Source organism: Pseudomonas sp. FSL R10-1339, from assembly GCF_009600545.1.
In the GTDB taxonomy this organism is placed as follows: Bacteria; Pseudomonadota; Gammaproteobacteria; order Pseudomonadales; family Pseudomonadaceae; genus Aquipseudomonas; species Aquipseudomonas bubulae.
On sequence record NZ_WIVQ01000088.1, the window covers coordinates 1 to 18801 of the forward strand.

The 18801-nt window shown below is 57.8% G+C and carries 18 protein-coding genes, 1 tRNA gene and 4 pseudogenes; 13 read left to right on the forward strand and 10 right to left on the reverse strand.

The genetic code is table 11. From position 1 onward, the window contains the following. The 5 genes from GHO03_RS19465 to GHO03_RS19485 form a co-directional block, all read left to right on the forward strand. On the forward strand, nucleotides 1–698 hold a 698-nt coding region (locus GHO03_RS19465; RefSeq protein ID WP_153400378.1), incomplete at its 5' end, for an SDR family oxidoreductase. 102 nt (nucleotides 699–800) lie between these two features. Continuing rightward, a complete protein-coding gene (locus GHO03_RS19470; RefSeq protein WP_095000068.1) occupies nucleotides 801–1592 on the forward strand; it encodes a fumarylacetoacetate hydrolase family protein in 792 nt (263 codons plus the stop codon). 21 nt (nucleotides 1593–1613) lie between these two features. After that, nucleotides 1614–2543 (forward strand): acetaldehyde dehydrogenase (acetylating), encoded by a 930-nt coding sequence (locus GHO03_RS19475; RefSeq protein WP_095000067.1) that lies wholly within the window; start codon nucleotides 1614–1616, stop codon nucleotides 2541–2543. A 10-nt stretch (nucleotides 2544–2553) separates the two neighbouring features. Next, nucleotides 2554–3576: a 4-hydroxy-2-oxovalerate aldolase gene (gene dmpG / locus GHO03_RS19480; RefSeq protein ID WP_095018480.1), complete on the forward strand. Its 1023-nt coding sequence runs from the start codon at nucleotides 2554–2556 to the stop codon at nucleotides 3574–3576. Between the two features lie 71 nt (nucleotides 3577–3647). Next, on the forward strand, nucleotides 3648–4961 hold the full coding sequence (locus tag GHO03_RS19485) for an MFS transporter (protein WP_095000065.1): 1314 nt from the start codon (nucleotides 3648–3650) through the stop codon (nucleotides 4959–4961). On the opposite strand, the gene GHO03_RS19490 is transcribed toward GHO03_RS19485, so the two are convergent. Then, nucleotides 4934–6016, reverse strand: coding sequence for a nitronate monooxygenase family protein (locus tag GHO03_RS19490; protein ID WP_153380091.1), 1083 nt, complete (start codon nucleotides 6014–6016; stop codon nucleotides 4934–4936). The genes GHO03_RS19485 and GHO03_RS19490 overlap by 28 nt on opposite strands. A gap of 142 nt (nucleotides 6017–6158) precedes the next feature. After that, entirely contained in the window at nucleotides 6159–7718 is a 1560-nt protein-coding gene (locus tag GHO03_RS19495; protein WP_095000063.1) for a murein L,D-transpeptidase, read from the reverse strand. 144 nt (nucleotides 7719–7862) lie between these two features. Between GHO03_RS19495 and GHO03_RS19500 the strand changes: the two genes are divergently transcribed. Both GHO03_RS19500 and GHO03_RS19505 read left to right on the forward strand, forming a co-directional pair. Beyond that, complete coding sequence (locus GHO03_RS19500; RefSeq protein WP_095000062.1) at nucleotides 7863–8582, forward strand: murein L,D-transpeptidase catalytic domain family protein; 720 nt, start codon at nucleotides 7863–7865, stop codon at nucleotides 8580–8582. 53 nt (nucleotides 8583–8635) lie between these two features. After that, nucleotides 8636–9493, forward strand: a complete 858-nt coding sequence (locus tag GHO03_RS19505; protein WP_153380087.1) for a GNAT family N-acetyltransferase — start codon at nucleotides 8636–8638, stop codon at nucleotides 9491–9493. A gap of 164 nt (nucleotides 9494–9657) precedes the next feature. Here the strand turns inward: GHO03_RS19505 and GHO03_RS19510 are convergent. From GHO03_RS19510 to GHO03_RS19520, 3 genes are all read right to left on the reverse strand, one after another. Beyond that, a tRNA-Gln gene (locus GHO03_RS19510) sits at nucleotides 9658–9732 on the reverse strand. A gap of 274 nt (nucleotides 9733–10006) precedes the next feature. Next, nucleotides 10007–10477 carry an anti-virulence regulator CigR family protein gene (locus GHO03_RS19515; protein WP_095032534.1) on the reverse strand — a complete coding sequence of 157 codons (471 nt, stop codon included), beginning with the start codon at nucleotides 10475–10477 and terminating at the stop codon, nucleotides 10007–10009. A gap of 87 nt (nucleotides 10478–10564) precedes the next feature. Further along, the gene (locus GHO03_RS19520; protein ID WP_153400379.1) at nucleotides 10565–11077 is read right to left on the reverse strand and encodes a GNAT family N-acetyltransferase; all 513 of its coding nucleotides are present in this window, start codon (nucleotides 11075–11077) and stop codon (nucleotides 10565–10567) included. A gap of 396 nt (nucleotides 11078–11473) precedes the next feature. Between GHO03_RS19520 and GHO03_RS19525 the strand changes: the two genes are divergently transcribed. Next, nucleotides 11474–12310 (forward strand): endonuclease, encoded by an 837-nt coding sequence (locus tag GHO03_RS19525; protein WP_153326624.1) that lies wholly within the window; start codon nucleotides 11474–11476, stop codon nucleotides 12308–12310. A 126-nt stretch (nucleotides 12311–12436) separates the two neighbouring features. Here the strand turns inward: GHO03_RS19525 and GHO03_RS19530 are convergent, their stop codons facing one another. The 4 genes and pseudogenes from GHO03_RS19530 to GHO03_RS19545 form a co-directional block, all read right to left on the reverse strand. Next, nucleotides 12437–12985 (reverse strand): AAA family ATPase, encoded by a 549-nt coding sequence (locus GHO03_RS19530; protein WP_153380083.1) that lies wholly within the window; start codon nucleotides 12983–12985, stop codon nucleotides 12437–12439. A gap of 185 nt (nucleotides 12986–13170) precedes the next feature. Beyond that, complete coding sequence (locus tag GHO03_RS19535; RefSeq protein WP_252342268.1) at nucleotides 13171–13482, reverse strand: dihydrofolate reductase family protein; 312 nt, start codon at nucleotides 13480–13482, stop codon at nucleotides 13171–13173. A 13-nt stretch (nucleotides 13483–13495) separates the two neighbouring features. Further along, nucleotides 13496–14391, reverse strand: a pseudogene (locus GHO03_RS19540) (serine hydrolase domain-containing protein). Nucleotides 14392–14524: 133 nt separating this feature from the next. Next, nucleotides 14525–14875 (reverse strand): DUF6124 family protein, encoded by a 351-nt coding sequence (locus tag GHO03_RS19545; RefSeq protein ID WP_095019843.1) that lies wholly within the window; start codon nucleotides 14873–14875, stop codon nucleotides 14525–14527. Nucleotides 14876–15629: 754 nt separating this feature from the next. Here GHO03_RS19545 and GHO03_RS19550 point away from each other — a divergent pair. From GHO03_RS19550 to GHO03_RS19560, 4 genes and pseudogenes are all read left to right on the forward strand, one after another. Beyond that, complete coding sequence (locus GHO03_RS19550) at nucleotides 15630–15959, forward strand: type II toxin-antitoxin system RelE/ParE family toxin (RefSeq protein WP_095018472.1); 330 nt, start codon at nucleotides 15630–15632, stop codon at nucleotides 15957–15959. Between the two features lie 161 nt (nucleotides 15960–16120). Beyond that, a complete protein-coding gene (locus tag GHO03_RS19555) occupies nucleotides 16121–16405 on the forward strand; it encodes a helix-turn-helix domain-containing protein (protein WP_153400380.1) in 285 nt (94 codons plus the stop codon). A gap of 224 nt (nucleotides 16406–16629) precedes the next feature. Continuing rightward, nucleotides 16630–16716 (forward strand): annotated as a pseudogene (locus GHO03_RS25600) (transcriptional regulator); the annotation flags it as partial. A 155-nt stretch (nucleotides 16717–16871) separates the two neighbouring features. Beyond that, nucleotides 16872–17423 carry a DJ-1/PfpI family protein gene (locus tag GHO03_RS19560; protein ID WP_372241769.1) on the forward strand — a complete coding sequence of 184 codons (552 nt, stop codon included), beginning with the start codon at nucleotides 16872–16874 and terminating at the stop codon, nucleotides 17421–17423. Nucleotides 17424–17538: 115 nt separating this feature from the next. On the opposite strand, the pseudogene GHO03_RS25760 reads toward GHO03_RS19560, so the two are convergent. Then, nucleotides 17539–17652: pseudogene (locus GHO03_RS25760) on the reverse strand (integrase); the annotation flags it as partial. A gap of 454 nt (nucleotides 17653–18106) precedes the next feature. Here GHO03_RS25760 and GHO03_RS19565 point away from each other — a divergent pair. Further along, nucleotides 18107–18801: pseudogene (locus GHO03_RS19565) on the forward strand (hypothetical protein); the annotation flags it as partial.

The following is an 18801-nucleotide window of genomic DNA, read 5'->3' on the forward strand; positions in this document are numbered from 1 at the left end:
GCATCGCCCTGGCCTATGCTGAAGCAGGCGCCGACGTGGTTCTGGCCGCCCGCACCCTGGCCGACGTTGAAGCCGTAGCCGAAGAAGTACGCAGCCTCGGCCGTCGGGCCCTGGCCCTGAGCTGCGACGTCAATGACAGCGAACAGCGCAGCGCTCTGGTCACCCAGGCCCGCGAGCAGATGGGCCGCATCACCCACCTGGTAAACAATGCTGGCGGCGCCGGCCCCAACGATCCGCTGACCCTGAGCGTGGAGCGTTTTGAAGAAATCATGCGCTTCAACGTGTCTTCGGCCTATCACCTTAGCCAGCTGTGCGTGCCGCATATGCGCGAAGCCGGCAGCGGCAACATCATCAATATCACCTCGGGCGCGGCGCGTTATGCGCAAACCCAATTCAGCGCCTACGGCACCGCCAAGGCCGCACTGAGCCATATGACCCGCCTGCTGGCCCAGGACTTTGCACCGCAGGTACGGGTCAACGGCATTGCTCCCGGCCCGGTACTGACTGCCGCCCTCAATGGCGTGCTGCCGGTGGCCATGCGCGACGGCATGATCAAGGCCACGCCGCTGCAAAGCCTGGGCGAAGTTGAAGATATCGCGGCTGCAGCGCTGTACCTGGCCAGCCCGGCTTCACGCTGGGTCACCGGCAAGATCCTGGAAGTAGACGGCGGCGCCGAATCGAGCGTCTGGCCGGGTTGAGCCACCATCAAACCGTGGGAGCGAGCCTGCTCGCGAAGAAGTTTCGCGAGCAGGCTCGCTCCCACAAGAGGATTTTCTGCATAGCCTCCCGAGAGCCAATTTATGGACACACAGTTGATTGAAGCCCTGGGCGACGAGTTGTTTCACGCCCTGCTGGAGCGGCGCAGCCTTGAGCCATTGACCGCCCGTTACCCGGATTTGACCCTGGACACGGCCTACCGCATTTCCCTGCGTTTCTTGCAACGCCGCCAGGCGCTGGGCGAGCAGGTGGTCGGCAAAAAAATTGGCGTTACCAGCCGTGCCGTGCAGGACATGCTTGATGTGCACCAGCCCGATTTCGGCTTCTTGACCGACCGCATGCAAGTCGCCGACAACAGCGATGTGAGCTTTGCCGCCCACCACCTGGTGCAGCCACGGGCTGAAGGCGAAATCGCCTTTATCCTCGGCGAAGACCTGCACGGCCCCGGCATCACCGCCGAAGACGTAATGGCAGCCAGCCAATGGGTGGTGCCGTGTTTCGAAATTGTCGACTCGCGCATTGCCGACTGGAAAATCCGCATTCAGGACACCGTGGCCGACAACGCTTCCTGCGGTGTGTTCGCCCTGGGCGAACAGCGCATCAACCCGCGCGAGCTGGATCTGGCCAAGGTCGAGTTGCACTTGCTGAAAAACGGCCAGCCCGCCGGTCATGGTTTTGGCTCGGCGGTACAGGGCCACCCCTGCGAGGCCGTGGCCTGGCTGGCCAATACCCTGGGCAAGTTCGACATCCCGTTTCGCAAGGGCGAAATCATCCTTTCCGGCGCACTGGCGCCGCTGGTTCCGGTACAACCCGGCGATGAGGTCAGCCTGACTCTCAGCGGCCTGGGCTCTGCCAACCTGCGCTTTGTGCCCTAACCCCCCTTCGAGACCTTAGCCATGAGCAAAAAGATCAAATGTGCCCTGATCGGGCCGGGCAATATCGGCACCGATCTGCTTTACAAGCTGCTGCGCAGCGAAGTGCTGGAGCCCGTGTGGATGGTGGGCATCGATGCCACCTCCGAAGGCCTGAGCCGCGCCCGCGAGATGGGCCTGAAGACCACCAGTGACGGGGTCGACGGTCTGTTGCCGCACGTGCTGGCAGACAATATCCAGATCGCCTTCGATGCCACCTCGGCTTATGTCCATGCTGAAAACAGCCGCAAGCTCAACGAGCTGGGCGTGCTGATGATCGACCTGACACCGGCTGCCATTGGCCCGTATTGCGTACCGCCGGTCAACCTCAAGGCCAACCTCAAGCGCGGCGCCATGAACGTCAATATGGTCACCTGCGGCGGCCAGGCGACCATTCCGCTGGTGGCGGCTGTGTCCAGCGTCCAGCCGGTGGCTTACGCCGAAATCGTCGCCACTGCCGCGTCCAAATCGGTGGGCCCGGGCACGCGCAAGAATATCGACGAATTCACCCGCACCACGGCCAGTGCCATCGAGCAGGTGGGTGGGGCGAAAAAGGGCAAGGCGATCATTATCGTCAACCCCGCCGAGCCGCCGCTGATCATGCGCGATACCGTGCATTGCCTGACTGAAACCGAACCGGATCAAGCCGCTATCAGCCTGGCCATCGCCAGCATGATCGAGCAGGTGCAGCAGTATGTGCCCGGCTACAAGCTGGTCAACGGCCCGGTGTTTGACGGCAACCGGGTCTCGATTTTCATGGAGGTCGAAGGCCTGGGCGACTACTTGCCCAAGTACGCCGGCAACCTGGACATCATGACCGCCGCGGCCGCCCGCACCGCCGAGATGTTCGCCGAGGAAATCCTCAAGGGCGAGCTGCAACTCAAGGCATCAGCCCCCCAACCTGCCCTCGCTTAAGGAGCCGATCATGGATCTTCGCGGCAAAAAAATTACCGTGCATGACATGTGCCTGCGCGACGGCATGCACCCCAAGCGTCACCAGATCAGCCTGCAGCAGATGAAAGACATCGCCTGCGGCCTGGACGCAGCCGGCGTGCCGCTGATTGAGGTCACCCATGGCGACGGCCTGGGTGGCAGCTCGGTGAACTACGGCTTCCCGGCGCACACCGATGAGCAGTACCTGTCGGCCGTGATCCCGATGATGAAAAAGGCCAGGGTGTCAGCCCTGCTGCTGCCGGGTATCGGCACCGTGGACCATCTGCAAATGGCCCATGAACTGGGGGTCAATACCATCCGCGTGGCGACCCATTGCACCGAGGCGGACGTGTCCGAGCAACACATCTCCTATGCCCGCAAGCTGGGCATGGACACCGTGGGTTTCTTGATGATGGCCCATATGAACAGTCCCGAGGGGCTGGTCAAACAGGGCAAGTTGATGGAGAGCTTCGGCGCCAACTGCGTGTACCTCACCGATTCGGCCGGCTATATGCTGCCACACGATATCAAGGCGCGGGTTGCAGCCCTGCGTGCGGCCCTGCACCCGGACACCGAGATCGGCTTTCACGGCCATCACAACCTGTCGATGGGCGTGTCCAACTCCATCGCGGCCATCGAGGCCGGAGCCACCCGCATCGACGCTGCAGCGGCCGGGCTCGGCGCGGGCGCGGGGAATACGCCGATGGAAATCCTGGTGGCCGTGTGCGATCGCATGGGCATAGAAACCGGGGTCAGTGTGTTTGGCATTCAGGACGTGGCCGAGGATCTGGTGGTGCCGATCATGGACTTCCCGATCCGCAGCGACCGCGATGCCCTGACCATGGGCTACGCCGGGGTGTATGGCTCGTTCCTGCTGTTTGCCAAGCGCGCCGAGAAAAAGTACGGCGTGCCAGCACGGGAGATTCTGGTGGAGATGGGTCGTCGCGGCATGGTTGGCGGCCAGGAAGACATGATCGAAGACACCGCCATGACCCTGGCGCGCCAGCGGGCCTGAGGCGTCGCACCTTGACGGAGGCGCTGACCGGGTCAGCGCCTTCGGCGTTTTTACCTCACAGGAAACCCACCATGTCCAACACTCATGTCGGCTGGCGCAGCCATGCTTTGCTGTTATTGCTGGCAGCGGTGTTTGCCGACAACTTTGTCGGGCGCCAGATTCTGGCAGTGATGATTGAGCCGATCAAAGCCGAGTTCGGCGTCAGTGACACAGCGATGGGGCTGATTTCCGGCCTGGCCTTTGCCGCGGTATTCGCCCTGCTTGCCCTGCCTGCCGGTCGCCTGGCCGACCGTATGGTACGCACCCGCTTATTGGCCATCGCCTGTTTGCTGTGGGCCGTGGCAACCATGTTGTGCGGGCTGGCAGTGAGCTTCTGGATGCTCGCCCTGGCACGCATGGCTGTGGCGGTGAGCGAGTCGCCGACCACCTCGACATCGATGTCGATCATTGCCGACCTCTACCCGCCCCATCGCCGATCGTTTGCCATCAGTTGCTTCACGGCGGCACCGACCTTCTCCGCAGTGATCGGCCTCAGCCTTGGCGCCTGGGTGGTTGAACACTATGGCTGGCGCACCGCGTTTATCGTGATCGGCATGCCGGCGCTGATGTTCTCCACGCTGCTGGCCTTTGTGGTGAAGGACCCGGCGCGTGGCCGCTGGGACCTGGCCAGCGCCCACGCGGCCCACCCCCTGCAGAGCATGGGCAGCGAGGCACGCAAACTCTGGGCCCTGCCCGCTTACCGTTGCCTGGTGATGGCGGGTGGTTTGACCACCCTGGGCTCTTATGCCATCGGCATGTGGAACACCAGCTTTCTGGTGCGCTCCCACGGTTTGTCACTGCAACATGCCGGGTTGCTGGCGGGTTTTATCTGCGGCGGCTTTGCCGGGATCGGCGCCTTGTTCAGCGGCTGGCTGAGTGACCACCTGACCCGGCGCAACCCGCACTGGCAAGTGGGCATTCCGGTCATAGGGCATGTGACAGCGCTCAGTGCGCTGTTCGCCTACCTGCTGTGGCCAAACACAGTGTGGCTGCAGGTGGGCAGCGTACCGGTGCCCAGTGCGATGCTGCTGTGCGCGCTCTACAGCTTTTTTTCGGTGTGGTGGGTGGCGCCGTCGTTCAATCTGATCACCCAACTGGTCCCGGCCAACCGCCGGGGTACGGCGATGGCCTTGCAGACCATTATTTCGACCCTGCTGGGGATTGGCCTGGGGCCGTTGCTGGCCGGTTTGCTCAGCGATGCCCTGCAGCCGGCTTTCGGTATTGAATCGCTGCGCTATGCATTACTACTGGTAAGCCTGCCGGTGGCAGGTGCAATCATGTTGCTGATTCGCACCGCCAGCCATGCCGGGCAAAATTGCTATAGGCATGTAGAGCGGGCGGCATAATCGTCGATAAATTTGCGTGTCAGCTCATACGACGTCAGCTCGGCCATGCGCCCGGGGCTCAGGGGGAAAGCCTGGCCCGCCCACAGGTTGATAAAGTCGCCGCTGTCAGCCCCGGATTTGGCCTTGAGCGGCAGCAGCACGCCACCGGCCAACGGAAAGGCTGGCGCCTGGGAGTTGATCGGGCCCAGTTCGCGCATGACCCGATTGACGATGCCCCGTGCTGGCCGCCCGGTAAACAGATTGGTCAGCGCGGTATCTCTGGCCTGAGCCTCGCGCAACGCACGGTGATGAGCCCTGGCCAGCTTTGCTTCAGGGCAAAACAGGTAAGCAGTGCCGATTTGCACGGCACTGGCGCCAAGTGCAAACGCCGCCGCGATCCCTCGCGCATCGGCGATGCCGCCTGCAGCAATCACCGGCACTGACACGGCATCGACGATTTGCGGCACCAGAGCGAAGGTGCCGATTTGCGTGGTCAGCTCACGATGCAGGAACATCGCCCGATGACCGCCCGCTTCATAGCCCATGGCGATAATTGCGTCACAGCCGTGGTGTTCCAGCCATTGCGCCTCGTCAACCGTCGTGGCCGAACTGAGCACCCTGGCCCCACAGGCCTTGACCCTGGCCACAAACTCCGGTGCCGGCAGGGCGAAGTGAAAACTCACCACTTCGGGGCGCAATTCCTCAACCAGGGCGCAGGTGGCTTCATCGAAAGGCGCGCGGCTGGATATCGGAGTGGGCGCGTCATAATCGGCGCCGAGCTCGCTGTAATAGGCCTTGAACAGCGACTTCCACTGTTCGATGGCAGCCTCGTCGTACTCCGGAGGCTGATGGCAGAAAAAGTTCAGGTTGAGCGGCTGGTCGCAGGCAGCCCGAAAGGCTGCCACCTCGCTGCGGATGGCCTCCAGGCTCAACGTGGCGCAGGCCAGTGAGGCCAGCCCCCCGGCCTGTGCCACGCCGATCATGATATCGGCGCCAGCGCCCAGCATCGGTGCCTGAATCAGGGGGTGGGCGATACCCAGCAGATCGGTGAAACGCGAATCGGGCCAGCAGCTCATGGGGGCTCTCAGGGTCGACAATCGGGAGCTGGATACTAGTGGCTCGCCTGCAGATGAGGCAAGTTGCCCAAGACTATGTAGCAGCTGACGAGCGGAGCGAGGCTGCGTTCGTCAGCTGCTACGAAAGTCCGCAATGGCCGAATTATTTTTTGCTGGCCAGAGCCGCAATCAATGCCGGGTCATGATTGTAGATATCCGGTGCGTAGGTCACCTTGCCGTCCTTGTTTGCCTGGGCGGTCCAGTAGGTCATCAGGATCGGTGTCGGGTTCGACAGCCTGAACTCATGGGTCAGCCCGGTACCCAACAGCTCCTCGCTACGGACTTTTTCGGCAGGTGTCACCAGCAAGTCACGCAGCTGGAACACCGCTTCAACCCGCACGCAACCCGAACTGAAAGCCCGTGGCCCCTTGCTGAACAAGGCCTGGCTAGGGGTGTCGTGGAGGTACACCGAGAACGGATTGGGGAAGCGGATGGCAATTCGTCCCAACGGGTTCCTCGGCCCCGCGCCCTGGCGCAGCAGGATGTTGCCCGGTCGATCCCAGTCGATATCCTGAGCCGCCAGCGGCTGGCCGTTGCTGTCCACAATCTGCAGGTCCTGACGGCTGAGGAAAGACGGGTCGCGACGGATCTGCGGCAGTTTGTCTTCACGAAAGATGGTCGGCGGAATGGTCCAGGTCGGGTTGAGCGTAAGGCGATTGACCCGGGACTTGAGCAGCGGGGTCTGGCGCTCGGCACGACCGACCTGGGTGCGTGTCTGCCACACCGGCACACCGTTGCGGTACACGGTCAGTTGCGCTGCGGGCACATTGACCAGCAGGATATCGGGCTCCAGATCCTGGGCTATCCAGCGAAAGCGCTCCAGATTGATGCGCAGCTGCTCACGCCGCGCCTGGGGGCTGATGTTGAGTTCTTTAAGGGTGCCCGCGCCGATTACACCGTCGGCCTGCAACGAATGGTCGAGCTGGAAGCTCTTCACCGCCGCCACCAGTTCATTGCTGTAATGGTGATCGACAGTCGCCGGCAGGTGGCTGAGGTAGCCTTCACTGACCAGTCGCCGGGCCAGCTCGGGCACCCGCGCATCCTCAGCCCCCGGACGCAGCAACGGCCCGCTGGCCAGTGGTTGCCATTGTGGCAAGGGTTGCTGACGCTGGCGGGCATAGACCCGACGCAGGTTTTGATACAGCTCGTTTTGCGGGCGCGCCTGTTCAAAAGCCCGGGGCAAGTCCGCCAGGCCCGGGCCGGCAAAGGCCAGGATGCGGGCCTGGCGGTCTTGTGCAACCTCACTGGCATGCCATACCGGCTCGAACCGCGACTGCTGCAGGCGACCATAGTGCAGGTCCTGCAAGGCTTGCAGATACTGCTGGCTGATCCCGATATCGGCACACAGATCACCAGCGACAGGCAGTTTGTAGGTGTCGGGGTCCAGACCGTCATCCGCCAACTGCGCAAGCTCCCCTTGCAGGGCGCTCAAACGGCCATTGACCGACCATACCGGCTGGTCATTCTGCCCCTGATAAAACCCCTGCAGCATTCGCAGCATCGGTGCATTGACCCGTGGCGCCAGGACCGGACAGGCTTGCGGCAGTTGGCTGAGCGCTTGTTGTACCGGGCTTGTGGTGTCTGCCTGTAGGGGATCGGCTACAGCGACCAGTGGCACAGTCAGCAAGGCAATGCTCAAGTAAAATGCGCGTTTTTTGAACAACTGCTTTACTCCAATTATGGGCCGTCATCTTTAACTTCAGCTCAATCAGCGGTCACGGCAAACCCACAGGCTAGCAGTTAAAACCCAAGCGCCAAGTTATCGGCGCAGCATTACTGGTCTGACTCCATCGAGAATACGCAAATCATGCTCAACTTTTTACGCCGTTTTTGCTTTGCAGCCATCGCCTTAAGCGCAACCTGCACTACTGCCTACGCTGCTAATCCGCTCTTGCTCAACAAGCTCAGCCATGCCGCCCCGGAACTCAACCCCCAGGCCCTGAAAAGTGCCCTCAGCGCCATGCAGTGCGCGGTCAATAACGGAGCCAAACAGGCTCGGCATCTGGCGGTAATCGACTTCTCGCAACCTTCAACCGCTCGCCGTCTCTGGATCTTTGACCTGACCCGCAAGACATTGGTTCTGCGTGATCTGGTGGCCCACGGAAAACAATCCGGCGAGAACTTCGCCACCAGTTTCTCCAATACCGAAGGCAGCAACCAGTCCAGTCTCGGCCTGTTCAGCACCCAGGAAAGCTATGTGGGCAGCCATGGTTACTCATTGCGCATGGACGGCCTTGAGCCCGGCATCAATGATCAGGCCCGTGAACGGGCGATCGTGATCCACCCCGCCAATTACGTGAACCCGCTGTGGAGCAAAACCCAGGGCCGCATCGGCCGCAGCCTCGGCTGCCCGGCGGTCCGCCCGCAAGTGGCGCGTCAGGTCGTAGATAAACTCAAAAATGGCCAGTTCATGTTTGCCTGGTACCCCGACCAGCAATGGCTGCAATCCTCGGCCTACCTCAACTGCCAGCCACGTCAGGTGGCGAGCATCATGTCGGCCAGGCATGAGGTCGCACACGGGGGTTGAAAGCGCGGCGGCAATACCTGTAGATAGTGCGCACATGTTCCAGGAGTTTCATCATGCCCGCGCCGCAACAGGCTGCCTTCAACTACCGCGCCATGACCCGGGCCGACTTGCCTGCCGCCCACAGGTTGTCCGCGCAACTGAACTGGCCCCATCGCCTGGAAGACTGGGCGTTGTTGCACCGGGTGTGCAAAGGCTTTGTGGCCTGCGAAGGTGAGCGCTTGATCGGCACGGCGTTCGCCTGCCCACAAGGTGCGTTTGCAACCATTGGCCTGGTGGTGGTCAGCCCCGATTATCAGGGCCAGGGTGTTGGCCGCCGATTGATGGAGCTGGCGCTCGAGGCCTGCAAGCCGGCCACGGCGATCCTCAATGCCTCGGCGGCAGGCGCACCGCTGTATCTGAGCCAGGGCTTTATCGAGTTCGGCACCCTCGAGCAGCGCCAGGGCCCGGCACAATGTATGGCCCTTGAGCCGCTGGCCGCAGACGAACACTGCCGCAGCCTCAACGCAGAGGATCAGGCACGGCAACTGGCACTGGCCAACGCTGGCAGCGGGCTGGATCGCAGTGCCATTTTCGCCCATCTGCACGACACTATCGAACACACGGCCGGTATCGAGTGCGGTGGCCAGTTACAGGCGTTTGCCCTGTTGCGCCGCGCCGGAAAGGGCCATTGCATTGGCCCGGTGATTGCCCAAAATCCCCGGCAGGCCAGGCACCTGATCGCCACCCTGCTCTCACGGATCCCTGGCCAGTTGGTGCGTATCGATGTGCCACATAACAGCGGTCTGTGTGAATGGCTGACGCGGGCCGGCCTGGGCCCAGTAGACCGGGTGAGCCAAATGGCCCTCGGCACACCCCCGCAATCCACTGAAGGTGTTCTCCAGTACGCACTGCTTTCACAGGCAATGGGTTGAGCTGCAGAAACGCGCAGGACTGATCCGCCACAAACCGGATGGGCAAGAAAAAGACAGTGGTATTAATTGGTATGGGATGGGTGACTAGCGAGGTTGCGTCAGGCCGAACGGCGTTGACGCTGTGCTTGGAGAGTCTTGCCCGATGCTGGACAAGATCTGAAAAATGGCAGGGGCGGCTGGATTTGAACCAACGCATGGCAGGATCAAAACCTGCTGCCTTACCGCTTGGCGACGCCCCTGTAGTTGTTGCGATGAATGCCTGGCATTCATTTAACGTCCTTGCAGCTTGCGAATGTTGCCAATCGCCGTGAACCTGTAAGGGTTCGCTGTGAGAACGAGCGCAAATATACCCGCACTCTGAGGATATGGGAAGCACTTTTTAAATAAATTTATTCAAAAACAGCCACTTAGTGAGAAACACTGGCACATTGCCCCGGCTGGCCGGGCTTTTCCCGGGTCTAGGCGAGGGATAAGCCCGGAGTTTCAGGCACTGATCGACACAACGGCGTCACATCAATCAAAGGCACCATTGAGAATCTCATAAACCAACCCGGTGGCAATGGAGACCAGAATCAACTCCGTGCCCACCTGCTGCCATTCGTACCCCTCGTAATGAGGCAGCCTGCTGGCCAGTCGGCCATCCAGCTTTTTGGCAATACCTGGCGGCAGCGGCTTGCCCCGCGCCAGATTCTTCTGGATGCCGGGCGGCAGCGCCTGGCTTCGGCTCCAGTAATCTCTATGCCCGTGAATGATTTCAAGCGTGGCTGCACGATTGATACTCGGGCCATGCGCCCTGTCGTCAGCGCCTGACTTTTTACCTTTATTGCCCTGGCCACCTTGCTTGCCATGATCCTGGTCATAGTGCTGACCGCCTTTGTCATTGCCTTTACCGTTCCCGTTACCTGGATCGGCCGAGGCAGTGACCGGGCCACAAACAAGCGCAACACACGTAATGGCTGTAATCAGTGAGCGAGGCGTTAGCATGGTCGAGGACTCAGAATAAGGGTGGTCCTCTGACTATAGACGACAGCTTGAGTTCGTCAGGGCATCAAGCTGCCACCCAGTGCTGCTTCAGCTGTGCTCCGGTGCGAACCAGGCCATGGTGATATCCGCGATCAGACTGCCATCGGGTAGGCGTATACGCTTTTCAAGACGACCTTCTTCCACAAAGCCGAACTTCAGATAAAGGTGCCTCGCACGGCGATTGACCTCACGCATCCGCAGTTCGACTTTTACCAGCCCCGGGCGATCCCCGGCCCACTGCAACAAGCGCGTCATCAACACATGGCCGATACCCTGCCCCACATAGTCGGGATGCACAACGATAGTCAGGCTCATAACGTGCTTAAAGGCCTCAAGCCCCATTGGCTCAAGCAAAGCATGCCCGACAATCTGGTCATTCCATTCAACCACCAGGTAAAGGCCATCATCCTTCAGGGCAAGAATTTTTCGCTCAAAGGCTGCAGTGTTAAACTCACTTGGCCGCGAGACAAGCAAACCGGGGGTTTTGGCCGTTTCACGCTCGGCATTGCAGAGCTGCGTCGCATCCGTTAGTTGCGCATGACGAATGACCAGGTTTTCCAAGCGATAGCTCCCTATAAACTGTTCTGAGTAGGTCAACTGCTTGCGCTCGAAAACACGCAATTCCTGATTAACTTACGCACCCTTACAGCGCACACAAATCTGCGCGGTCTGCATTTCCCTCCGCCCTCAGCCCTTCAAGCAATAACTGTTCCCGTTGATCAATCCTCGTAGAGCAAGGCGTTCTTCCGATGTGTTTTGTAGCACTCCCGTGGTACAAACAGCAGTAATACGTGACATTGAATACCCTGACGCGTCAGGCATTGAGCGAGCTTCTGGCACATCACGCCTGGACTATTGGTAAAAGCTGCGCGGTGAGGTGTTCAATTGCATTGCCCCGAACTGAAATTGGCCATGCTTGGTACATAGGCCTACTGATCCACCTTGAAGGTGCACCCCATGCCCGCCCCTACTGCTCGCCCCGACCTTGTTTATACATACCCGACCCACCTGCGCGCTCAGGTCGAGGCCGCCCCGCGAGCACCCGGGGTGTATTTCTTTTACGCTGCTGGCGAGTCCATGCCGCTCTATATCGGTAAAAGCATCGATATACGCAGCCGACTGCTTTCCCACCTGCGCGCGCCGGAAGAAGCCCGAATGCTGCGCCAGACACAACGGATCGAGTACCAGCAAACCGCAGGAGAAATCGGTGCCCTGCTGTTGGAGTCCCGCCTGATCAAAGAACTGCAACCCTTGAAGAACAAGCGACTTCGTCGTCAACAGCGTCTGTGCTCATTGCGGATTGTCGACGGGGTACTGGAAATCATCGACACCACCACGATCTGCGACGGGCCACAGTTGTACGGGCTTTTCCGTAACCGGCGGATGGCCACCGAAGCCCTGATGCAGATTGCGGACGAGCACCGGCTCTGCCACACCCTGCTGGGCCTGGATAAATCAACGGGACGGGGCTGCTTTCGGGCTCAGATAGGCAAGTGCGCCGGTGCCTGCAAAGGGGCAGAAAGCCATAAGGCGCATACCCAACGCTTGTTGAGTGCCTTGGAACGCTGGGCCGTGCATCACTGGCCCTATCCAGGCGCAATCGCATTGCACGAGCAGCATGGCGAGATCGAGGAGTACCACGTCGTGGACAGCTGGCGCTATATCGGCACCTATACCTGCGAGTCTGAAGCCAGACTGGCCCCCAGACTGACAGGGCAGGCATTCGATGCCGACTGCTACAAAATTCTGGTGCGGCCCGTCTTGCTCGAGAGCACGGCAATCATCATGCTTTGATTGCGAACGTGCCGATCCAGGATAACTGCCTCGAGCTTTTTGACTGCCTTAATGTGCCGCTGAATGACTGGCCCATCTCTTCCACTCGCTTGGCAAGCTGGACGTAAGCCTACAGCCAACACACGTTCACATGACTGACGGTGCGTGCTTCAGTCCGTCGACTGCATCCCGTATTTGCCGCACCCGATCTGTAACAGACATGTCCCCTTCAAGCTTTAAGACCGTACAGGTAAGCGCAGACAGCCATTCCTGGTGCCTGGCCAGGCTACGTCCAGGGACGCCCCCCTCATCGTACTGAGCTGCCCAAGCCAGAAACTCCGGCTTTGCTTGACCGAAGCGTTTTACCTCTCGACGTTCTAGCCTCTCCAATCTGAGTTCAACCGGAAGATAAAGGAACACCACAAGATCAAATTCGCTCTCAAGCGGTTGACCCCAGCCCATTACTGATCCGGCAACCACTGCACGGTCATGAGCGCGCATTTCATGTAGCAAGCGCTCTCCTCGTAGCGTTTTGTCTGCCAGATGCAGATAGGGCGGGTTACTGGGCAGCCACAAAAAATCATCTGCTTCCAGGTGAGTTGCGCTCAGTTCCTTAGCTAAAGCATCCGCCAAAGTCGTGGTGCCGGTACCTGCCGCGCCTGTGATCAAGATGTAACGTGCCGTCTCTTTTGTCATTTCGTTTCAGCCACTCTAAAACTTTGCCATCTCCGATAACTTAACAGTGCCCCACTGATGTGGCAGCCGAGCAAGAACATCCTCGAGATATCGAGCCAGTGGTGGCCAGCGCCTGCAAATGTGGGTCGGTTAGCTACGACCTGACTTTGAACGTCGCTATGCACCAAATGACGTGCGGGCAGTCATCAAATCTCTAGAGCACTGCAATCAGATCCTGTTTTCTCAACTGAGCAAGCCTGGGCGAGCACTTGATAACGACTCTGTACAAATCCGTTATCAGACGCTGAGGAATCAATCAGACTTAAATTTAGCTCGCCACCCAACTGGCTGAACAAAGGAATTCCTTTGCCCAACAACACTGGAATGCGCGTAATAGTGATCTCGTTGATCAATCCCGCAGCGAGGAAAGCCTGGATGGTCTGACCTCCGTCAATATAGAGATGCTTCAGACCTTGAGCCGCGAGCTGCGCCACGATAAGTAGCGGATCGCCGGCCAATACATCGAAGGACTCAGACGACTTTACCCCCCGACCGCAAAACTTGTATCAGTTGCTCGGCGGCGAGGGTTTCGACGGTGCCTTCACGGGTGCCTGCGCCGAAAACAGCGCAACAGGCCGATGTGTCGCCGTCGCAGATACGGTAAACGGCAATGACGCTGCCAGGCCCGCACCCTGTGTGTCCGCATAGGGTAAAACCACCGTCGATCGAACCCCGCATTAAACCCAGGCCGTATCCCGGTGTAATCCATGGGCGACCTGGAATCGAACCACCCAATGCCTTTGCTATCTGCATGTCCTGGAGCAAGCCTGTGGGGAGCAGATGCCCAGCGAAAAGTCGGTCGAGGAAGAGTGCGGCTTGCGAAATGGGGCCGATTAACAAGCCGTGATACACCCAGCCGGGGTCATAATTTGATGTATTTCCAAGGTGGGTATCTTGTAAGTCTGCTGGCGTTTTAGCGAAGCGAACCCTCGAGAGCCCCAAAGGCGTCAGTGCGTATCGACCCACTGCCTCTTCAAGCGACAAGTCAGTCAGTTGTTCAATTAGCTTGCCTATTAGAAGGTAACCCACATTGGAATAGCGCCATCCAGTTCCGGGGGTATATCGAAGCCGAGCGCCATCAAGGCGCTGCATCATTTCGTCTGCTGACCATGCAGCCTCATGGTTGGCAACGGCGGCGTGATAATCTGCAAGTTCACCATAATCGGCGAGCCCTGCCTCATGCCTAAGCAGTTGGCGCAACGTGAATGGCTGATCAGGTATCGGGTGTCCAGTCCGACCCGCCCATCACGTACTAATGACAGGGCGGTTACAGCCAGGATGGTCTTCGTAAAGCTCCACCAAGGCACCACCAGTTCTGATTGATCCGACGTTGGTTGCTGACCATTTGATACCAGTGAGCTCAGCATTGACTTCCTTGTATTGTTGGGCAGCTTGTCAGCTACCTAGGGAGGCTCCGATCAACTTGCCGCGATTTTCGAAAAGTACCCAATATACCCAGAGATCAATAACGCGCCTGCCGCCAACCAGGCGCGTGCTGCATCAGTGCATCGCCACACCGTCCAGCGATTTATCGACATACGCCCTGGCCAGCTCCACCAGATGCATGACCGACAACACCCGGTCGCGCGCGAGCCCGCACAAACCATCCCCCGCCTCACTCGCCGAAGCAACCGCACAGCGCAACAAGTCTGACGCTTGGGCCAAAGCCGCTTCTGAATTGACACTGTCCGGGATGGCAAATATGGCCGTGCTTATGGGGCGAGCAGGCTTATGGTCGTGCAGGTAATAATCGAGCGCACGCCTGACGGCCGCACGGTCCAGCAACTGTGAATCGCACTGTTCAGCATCTTGCAGGGTCAATGAGGGGGGATCGGGGACAACTTTTTTCATACCGTTAACTCCTGGCTTCTAAGAGGAGCTGTCACTTATCGCGACCAAACGAATGGGTGGCAGCCGTACGCAGGTTAGTCGACCGGAGAAACCAGGAACCCGGCGCGCCCGAAGGCGCCCTGCGCACGGCCACCAAAAACCGGAGGCAAAAAAACGCCTCTCTGAGGTGGCGCTGTGCGCCTGATTTCACTACGGGCGACTAAACCCGACCGCTGATTTTGCAGCGATGGGCCGAGACTATTCCCCGATTTGAGCAGGCGCAAGCGAACGGGATTCTCTCGGATGATTCGCGAGATGGAAAGCGAAACGTCGTACGAAACTCCTGAATATCTCTCGGTAAGCTCACCTCCAATGTTCAACGGCCCTACAAAGGATGAATGTCCAGGAATGAAGCCCACTCGACAAACTGGCATTCGCCAACATCTGAATAAATCCCTACACAGATTCACCAGCACCGTCAGGAAGCGGCTGACCGCATCCCAACGTGGAAATGAGCCGCACAAGGACTCGTAGCCTCACTGGGAGCATTTCGCATGCATGATGGCCCCACCTCTTGATGTCTGCAAAACAGTGATGAGAGATGACCTTGTATTTATATCAAAACAGATATAATGTTTATCTCGCAGGCGTGGATTCGCACACGCGAATCCGTAGGTGAGACGAGCAACATGCCTGTTCGATTTTTGACCAGAGAGGAAGCGACCGATGACTACTTTCAGATGCATAAAATGTTTGATAAGACGGAGGTGCAGCGATGCCCAACCGAGAAATGAAGGAAATCATGTGGGTTGGAAGTAGCTTGCAAGACCTGCGGGACTTCCCTGAAGTGCCTAGGAAGCGAGCAGGTTTTCAGCTAGAACTACTACAGGAAGGGGAAGAGCCTGACGACTTCAAGCCAATGAAATCCGTTGGCAAGGGTGTTCAGGAAATCCGGATTGCATGTGATGATGGGGCTTTTCGCGTGTTTTATGTGGTCAATCGGCCGGAAGCAATCTATGTGTTGCATGCCTTCCGCAAGACAACTCAAAAGACGGAAAAGCGTGATTTGGATCTGGGTAGAACCCGATACAAATCGCTGGGTTGAGCGTAGGGTGGCGTGGCGATCCCCTTTACCAACGGTGAAGGGGTAAAGCCCTAGCTATGACCCGACTCAAAAAAAGTACACCTGTCACTTTTTTAAAAGAACTTGTAGCAAAACAGTTGTCCAAAAATTAGTAAGCAAGTGATTGATCAGAGGAAAAGTGTATGTCAAACGAACGCCCTACCAGTGTCTGGGATGCGTTGGTTGATACGCCAGAAGAAGCCGAGAACCTGCGTGTCCGTTCTCAGTTGATGCGAGCCATCAGGCGGGTAGTGAAAACCTGGCATGTATCGCAAAAAGAAGCGGCCCAGCGGCTGCATATCACTCAGCCAAGGCTGAATGATTTGCTCAAGGGGAAAATTGAAAAATTTTCTCTGGATGCTTTGGTGAATATGTTGGCCAGTGCAGATCTGGAACTCGAAGTTCGCATCAGTAACAAGGCAGCCTGATTTTCAGGTGGTGGTTCAAGCAAGCAAAAAGGCTGGCCATGATGTGGCTGGCCTTTTTTCGCTTTAATGGCACCCAAGGACGAAAATAAGCTATCGCAGGTAGTTTGCAGAGACACCGGTGCGTTTGTCTGAAGCTACAAGAAACCTCTGTTCTCATCAGCCACTTGGGTGTGCAGCTTTAGAACCCGTATACGCTGTATACACTCAAGAGTGAGGATTCCATCATGGCACCGCCCGTGTTGTCATTCTGTGTTGAAGAGGCGCTCGTGGAGCAGCTCGACCAGTTGTCCCAAGCCACCGACCGCGACCGTTAGTACCACCTCAAACGTGCGTTGGCCCGCTACGTCGAGGCTGAGTCCTGGCATATATAGGTAGAGAGCAGATTTTTGCGAGCGACTGCTATCCGACCCAAAGCAGCCCTTGATATCCATTTATTGTCGCCATAGGGTGTTGGCATTCATGGAGGATTCTGAGCCCCGGTTTTGCTGACTGGGAATATGCTTTTATAGCTGGAACTGCGTCCCCATTTTACGGGATCGACGTCAGGTTTTTCGCTTTTGCTCCGGGACAGATCCACTCGCAGGGCGGGCTGCCTGTAACGATCGATAGTAACTTGCAACAATGCCTGGACTGGAAACCGGATGTTGTGGTCGTTATCGGGGGAATGGTCTGGGAACGTGCAGAAGCACCGGATATTCGAGACTTTCTTCATGCCAGTCGTTCAAGTGGAGCGACGATTGCAGGTATCTGTGGGGGAACTCTGGCACTTGCGAGGGCCGGGCTTCTCGACAAGATTCCACATACCTCAAACAGTGCTAATTTCTTACAAGAGAATGCTGCAGGTTATGAAGGTCACGGGTTTTATCGAAACAGTCCGATAGCGGTGGTTGCAGACCGCATCATAACCGCTCCAGGCCCTGCCCCCGTTAGCTTCACCTGCGCAGTGTTCGAAGGTGCCGGGCTATCTTCAGAGAGTATTTCCCAGTTCAGATCAATGTTGGCAGCGGAACATAAGTGACCGTTTGGCGCTGCAAAACAGCGCTCAGGTTATGTTGTTCGAGTGGCTGCATCTGTCCGATTGCTGCCTGTCGCAAAGTCCCGCAATCGACCCAAAGCTGCCGGGCCGTCTGTTATCGGGCGAAGATCTGGCTCTCTTGGTAGACTTGCAACCCATCGCAAAACAGGCGTACTTGTGCCGTGTAACTGATGCTGCCGTCAGTACGCTTGCGTGCTCGGATAGTGGCCATGATCGCCTGGTACAATTGTTGTTTTGATTGGTAAATTGTACCAGTCGACTTCAAAATACGCCCTTTTACCCCCTAAAATCGCAGCAAAAACGTAGAGCACAATGGTACAGAATATTGCTTCAAAGCCAGTAAACACAGGGGCTGCGCTGTCTCGGCGGTTTTCTGTTGCGCCCATGATGGATTGGACGGTTTAATTAGTATTTCCGTGGCCTACAAGGTATATCGTGTGTAATTTGTGTGCAGTCACACACACCCCGCCAGTACACCTCTACACCACCTCCCGCTCGACTGGACTGAAGCTGATTGGACAGACCAGCAGCGATATAGCTCCAATTCCTGGCACTACCGACTGACACTACCCATAGATCTCCCTACCTCCCCTCCCATTTGGCACATGGCCATCATCGATATTTAGGATAAGCTGAGCTCATCAAAATCGCCTGGGAGTGAGCACGTGGCAGACAAGAATCAGGAAGAAAAGCAACCGTTGATGGATGTGGCGACCCTAGATGATTTCGTTCACATCAACCCCACATCAATACTCGCCATGAGCAATTCACTTCACTTCCACACGCTTGAGCAAACGTTTCAGGAGGCTGCCAAAGCGGCTGAAAAAACCGGGGATGATGCAGCGGTAAGGGCGTACAGGGTTTTGGCTGTCATCTGCAGCTATCACTTCAATCCCAACCGAGATGATGCCTTCACGCCTCAATTCATCATGGATGGTAGGAGGTCGCTAATCCCGGGTGATTACATAGGTGAGCAACAGAAAGTTCTTACTGAAATCGCCGAACAGATTGACCACCCGTTGCTTCGAGCACGAATTGCTGACAGTTGTTGGTACAGCTGTAGAAAGCTTCATAAGATGGCGGTGCTTGCCTCAAGCTCATACCTGGACGCCGTCGAATCCTTCTTCAAGAAAGACTTACTCTACCAGTACGAGTCTGACTTTGCAGTGCCATCTAAAGTGGTTGATATTATCGAGCGAGCATTCGTCATTTATGCATCCACGGGCAAAAGGAAAAACATACCGGAAAGTGCTAAGGAAAAATTTTCCCTCGCTTATAACACAGCTAGGGAAACTCCGAACAAGTCTCCAAGTATGCTGAAATACAGCCTCACCACCTGCCCCGAGTGCGTCATGAGCCA

Coding starts and splice junctions, on each gene's coding strand:
- GHO03_RS19470 (WP_095000068.1), top strand. CDS start 801: ATGGACACACAGTTGATTGAAGCCCTGGGCGACGAGTTGTTTCACGCC.
- GHO03_RS19475 (WP_095000067.1), top strand. CDS start 1,614: ATGAGCAAAAAGATCAAATGTGCCCTGATCGGGCCGGGCAATATCGGC.
- dmpG (WP_095018480.1), top strand. CDS start 2,554: ATGGATCTTCGCGGCAAAAAAATTACCGTGCATGACATGTGCCTGCGC.
- GHO03_RS19485 (WP_095000065.1), top strand. CDS start 3,648: ATGTCCAACACTCATGTCGGCTGGCGCAGCCATGCTTTGCTGTTATTG.
- GHO03_RS19490 (WP_153380091.1), bottom strand. CDS start 6,016: ATGAGCTGCTGGCCCGATTCGCGTTTCACCGATCTGCTGGGTATCGCC.
- GHO03_RS19500 (WP_095000062.1), top strand. CDS start 7,863: ATGCTCAACTTTTTACGCCGTTTTTGCTTTGCAGCCATCGCCTTAAGC.
- GHO03_RS19505 (WP_153380087.1), top strand. CDS start 8,636: ATGCCCGCGCCGCAACAGGCTGCCTTCAACTACCGCGCCATGACCCGG.
- GHO03_RS19515 (WP_095032534.1), bottom strand. CDS start 10,477: ATGCTAACGCCTCGCTCACTGATTACAGCCATTACGTGTGTTGCGCTT.
- GHO03_RS19525 (WP_153326624.1), top strand. CDS start 11,474: ATGCCCGCCCCTACTGCTCGCCCCGACCTTGTTTATACATACCCGACC.
- GHO03_RS19530 (WP_153380083.1), bottom strand. CDS start 12,985: ATGACAAAAGAGACGGCACGTTACATCTTGATCACAGGCGCGGCAGGT.
- GHO03_RS19545 (WP_095019843.1), bottom strand. CDS start 14,875: ATGAAAAAAGTTGTCCCCGATCCCCCCTCATTGACCCTGCAAGATGCT.
- GHO03_RS19550 (WP_095018472.1), top strand. CDS start 15,630: ATGCCCAACCGAGAAATGAAGGAAATCATGTGGGTTGGAAGTAGCTTG.
- GHO03_RS19555 (WP_153400380.1), top strand. CDS start 16,121: ATGTCAAACGAACGCCCTACCAGTGTCTGGGATGCGTTGGTTGATACG.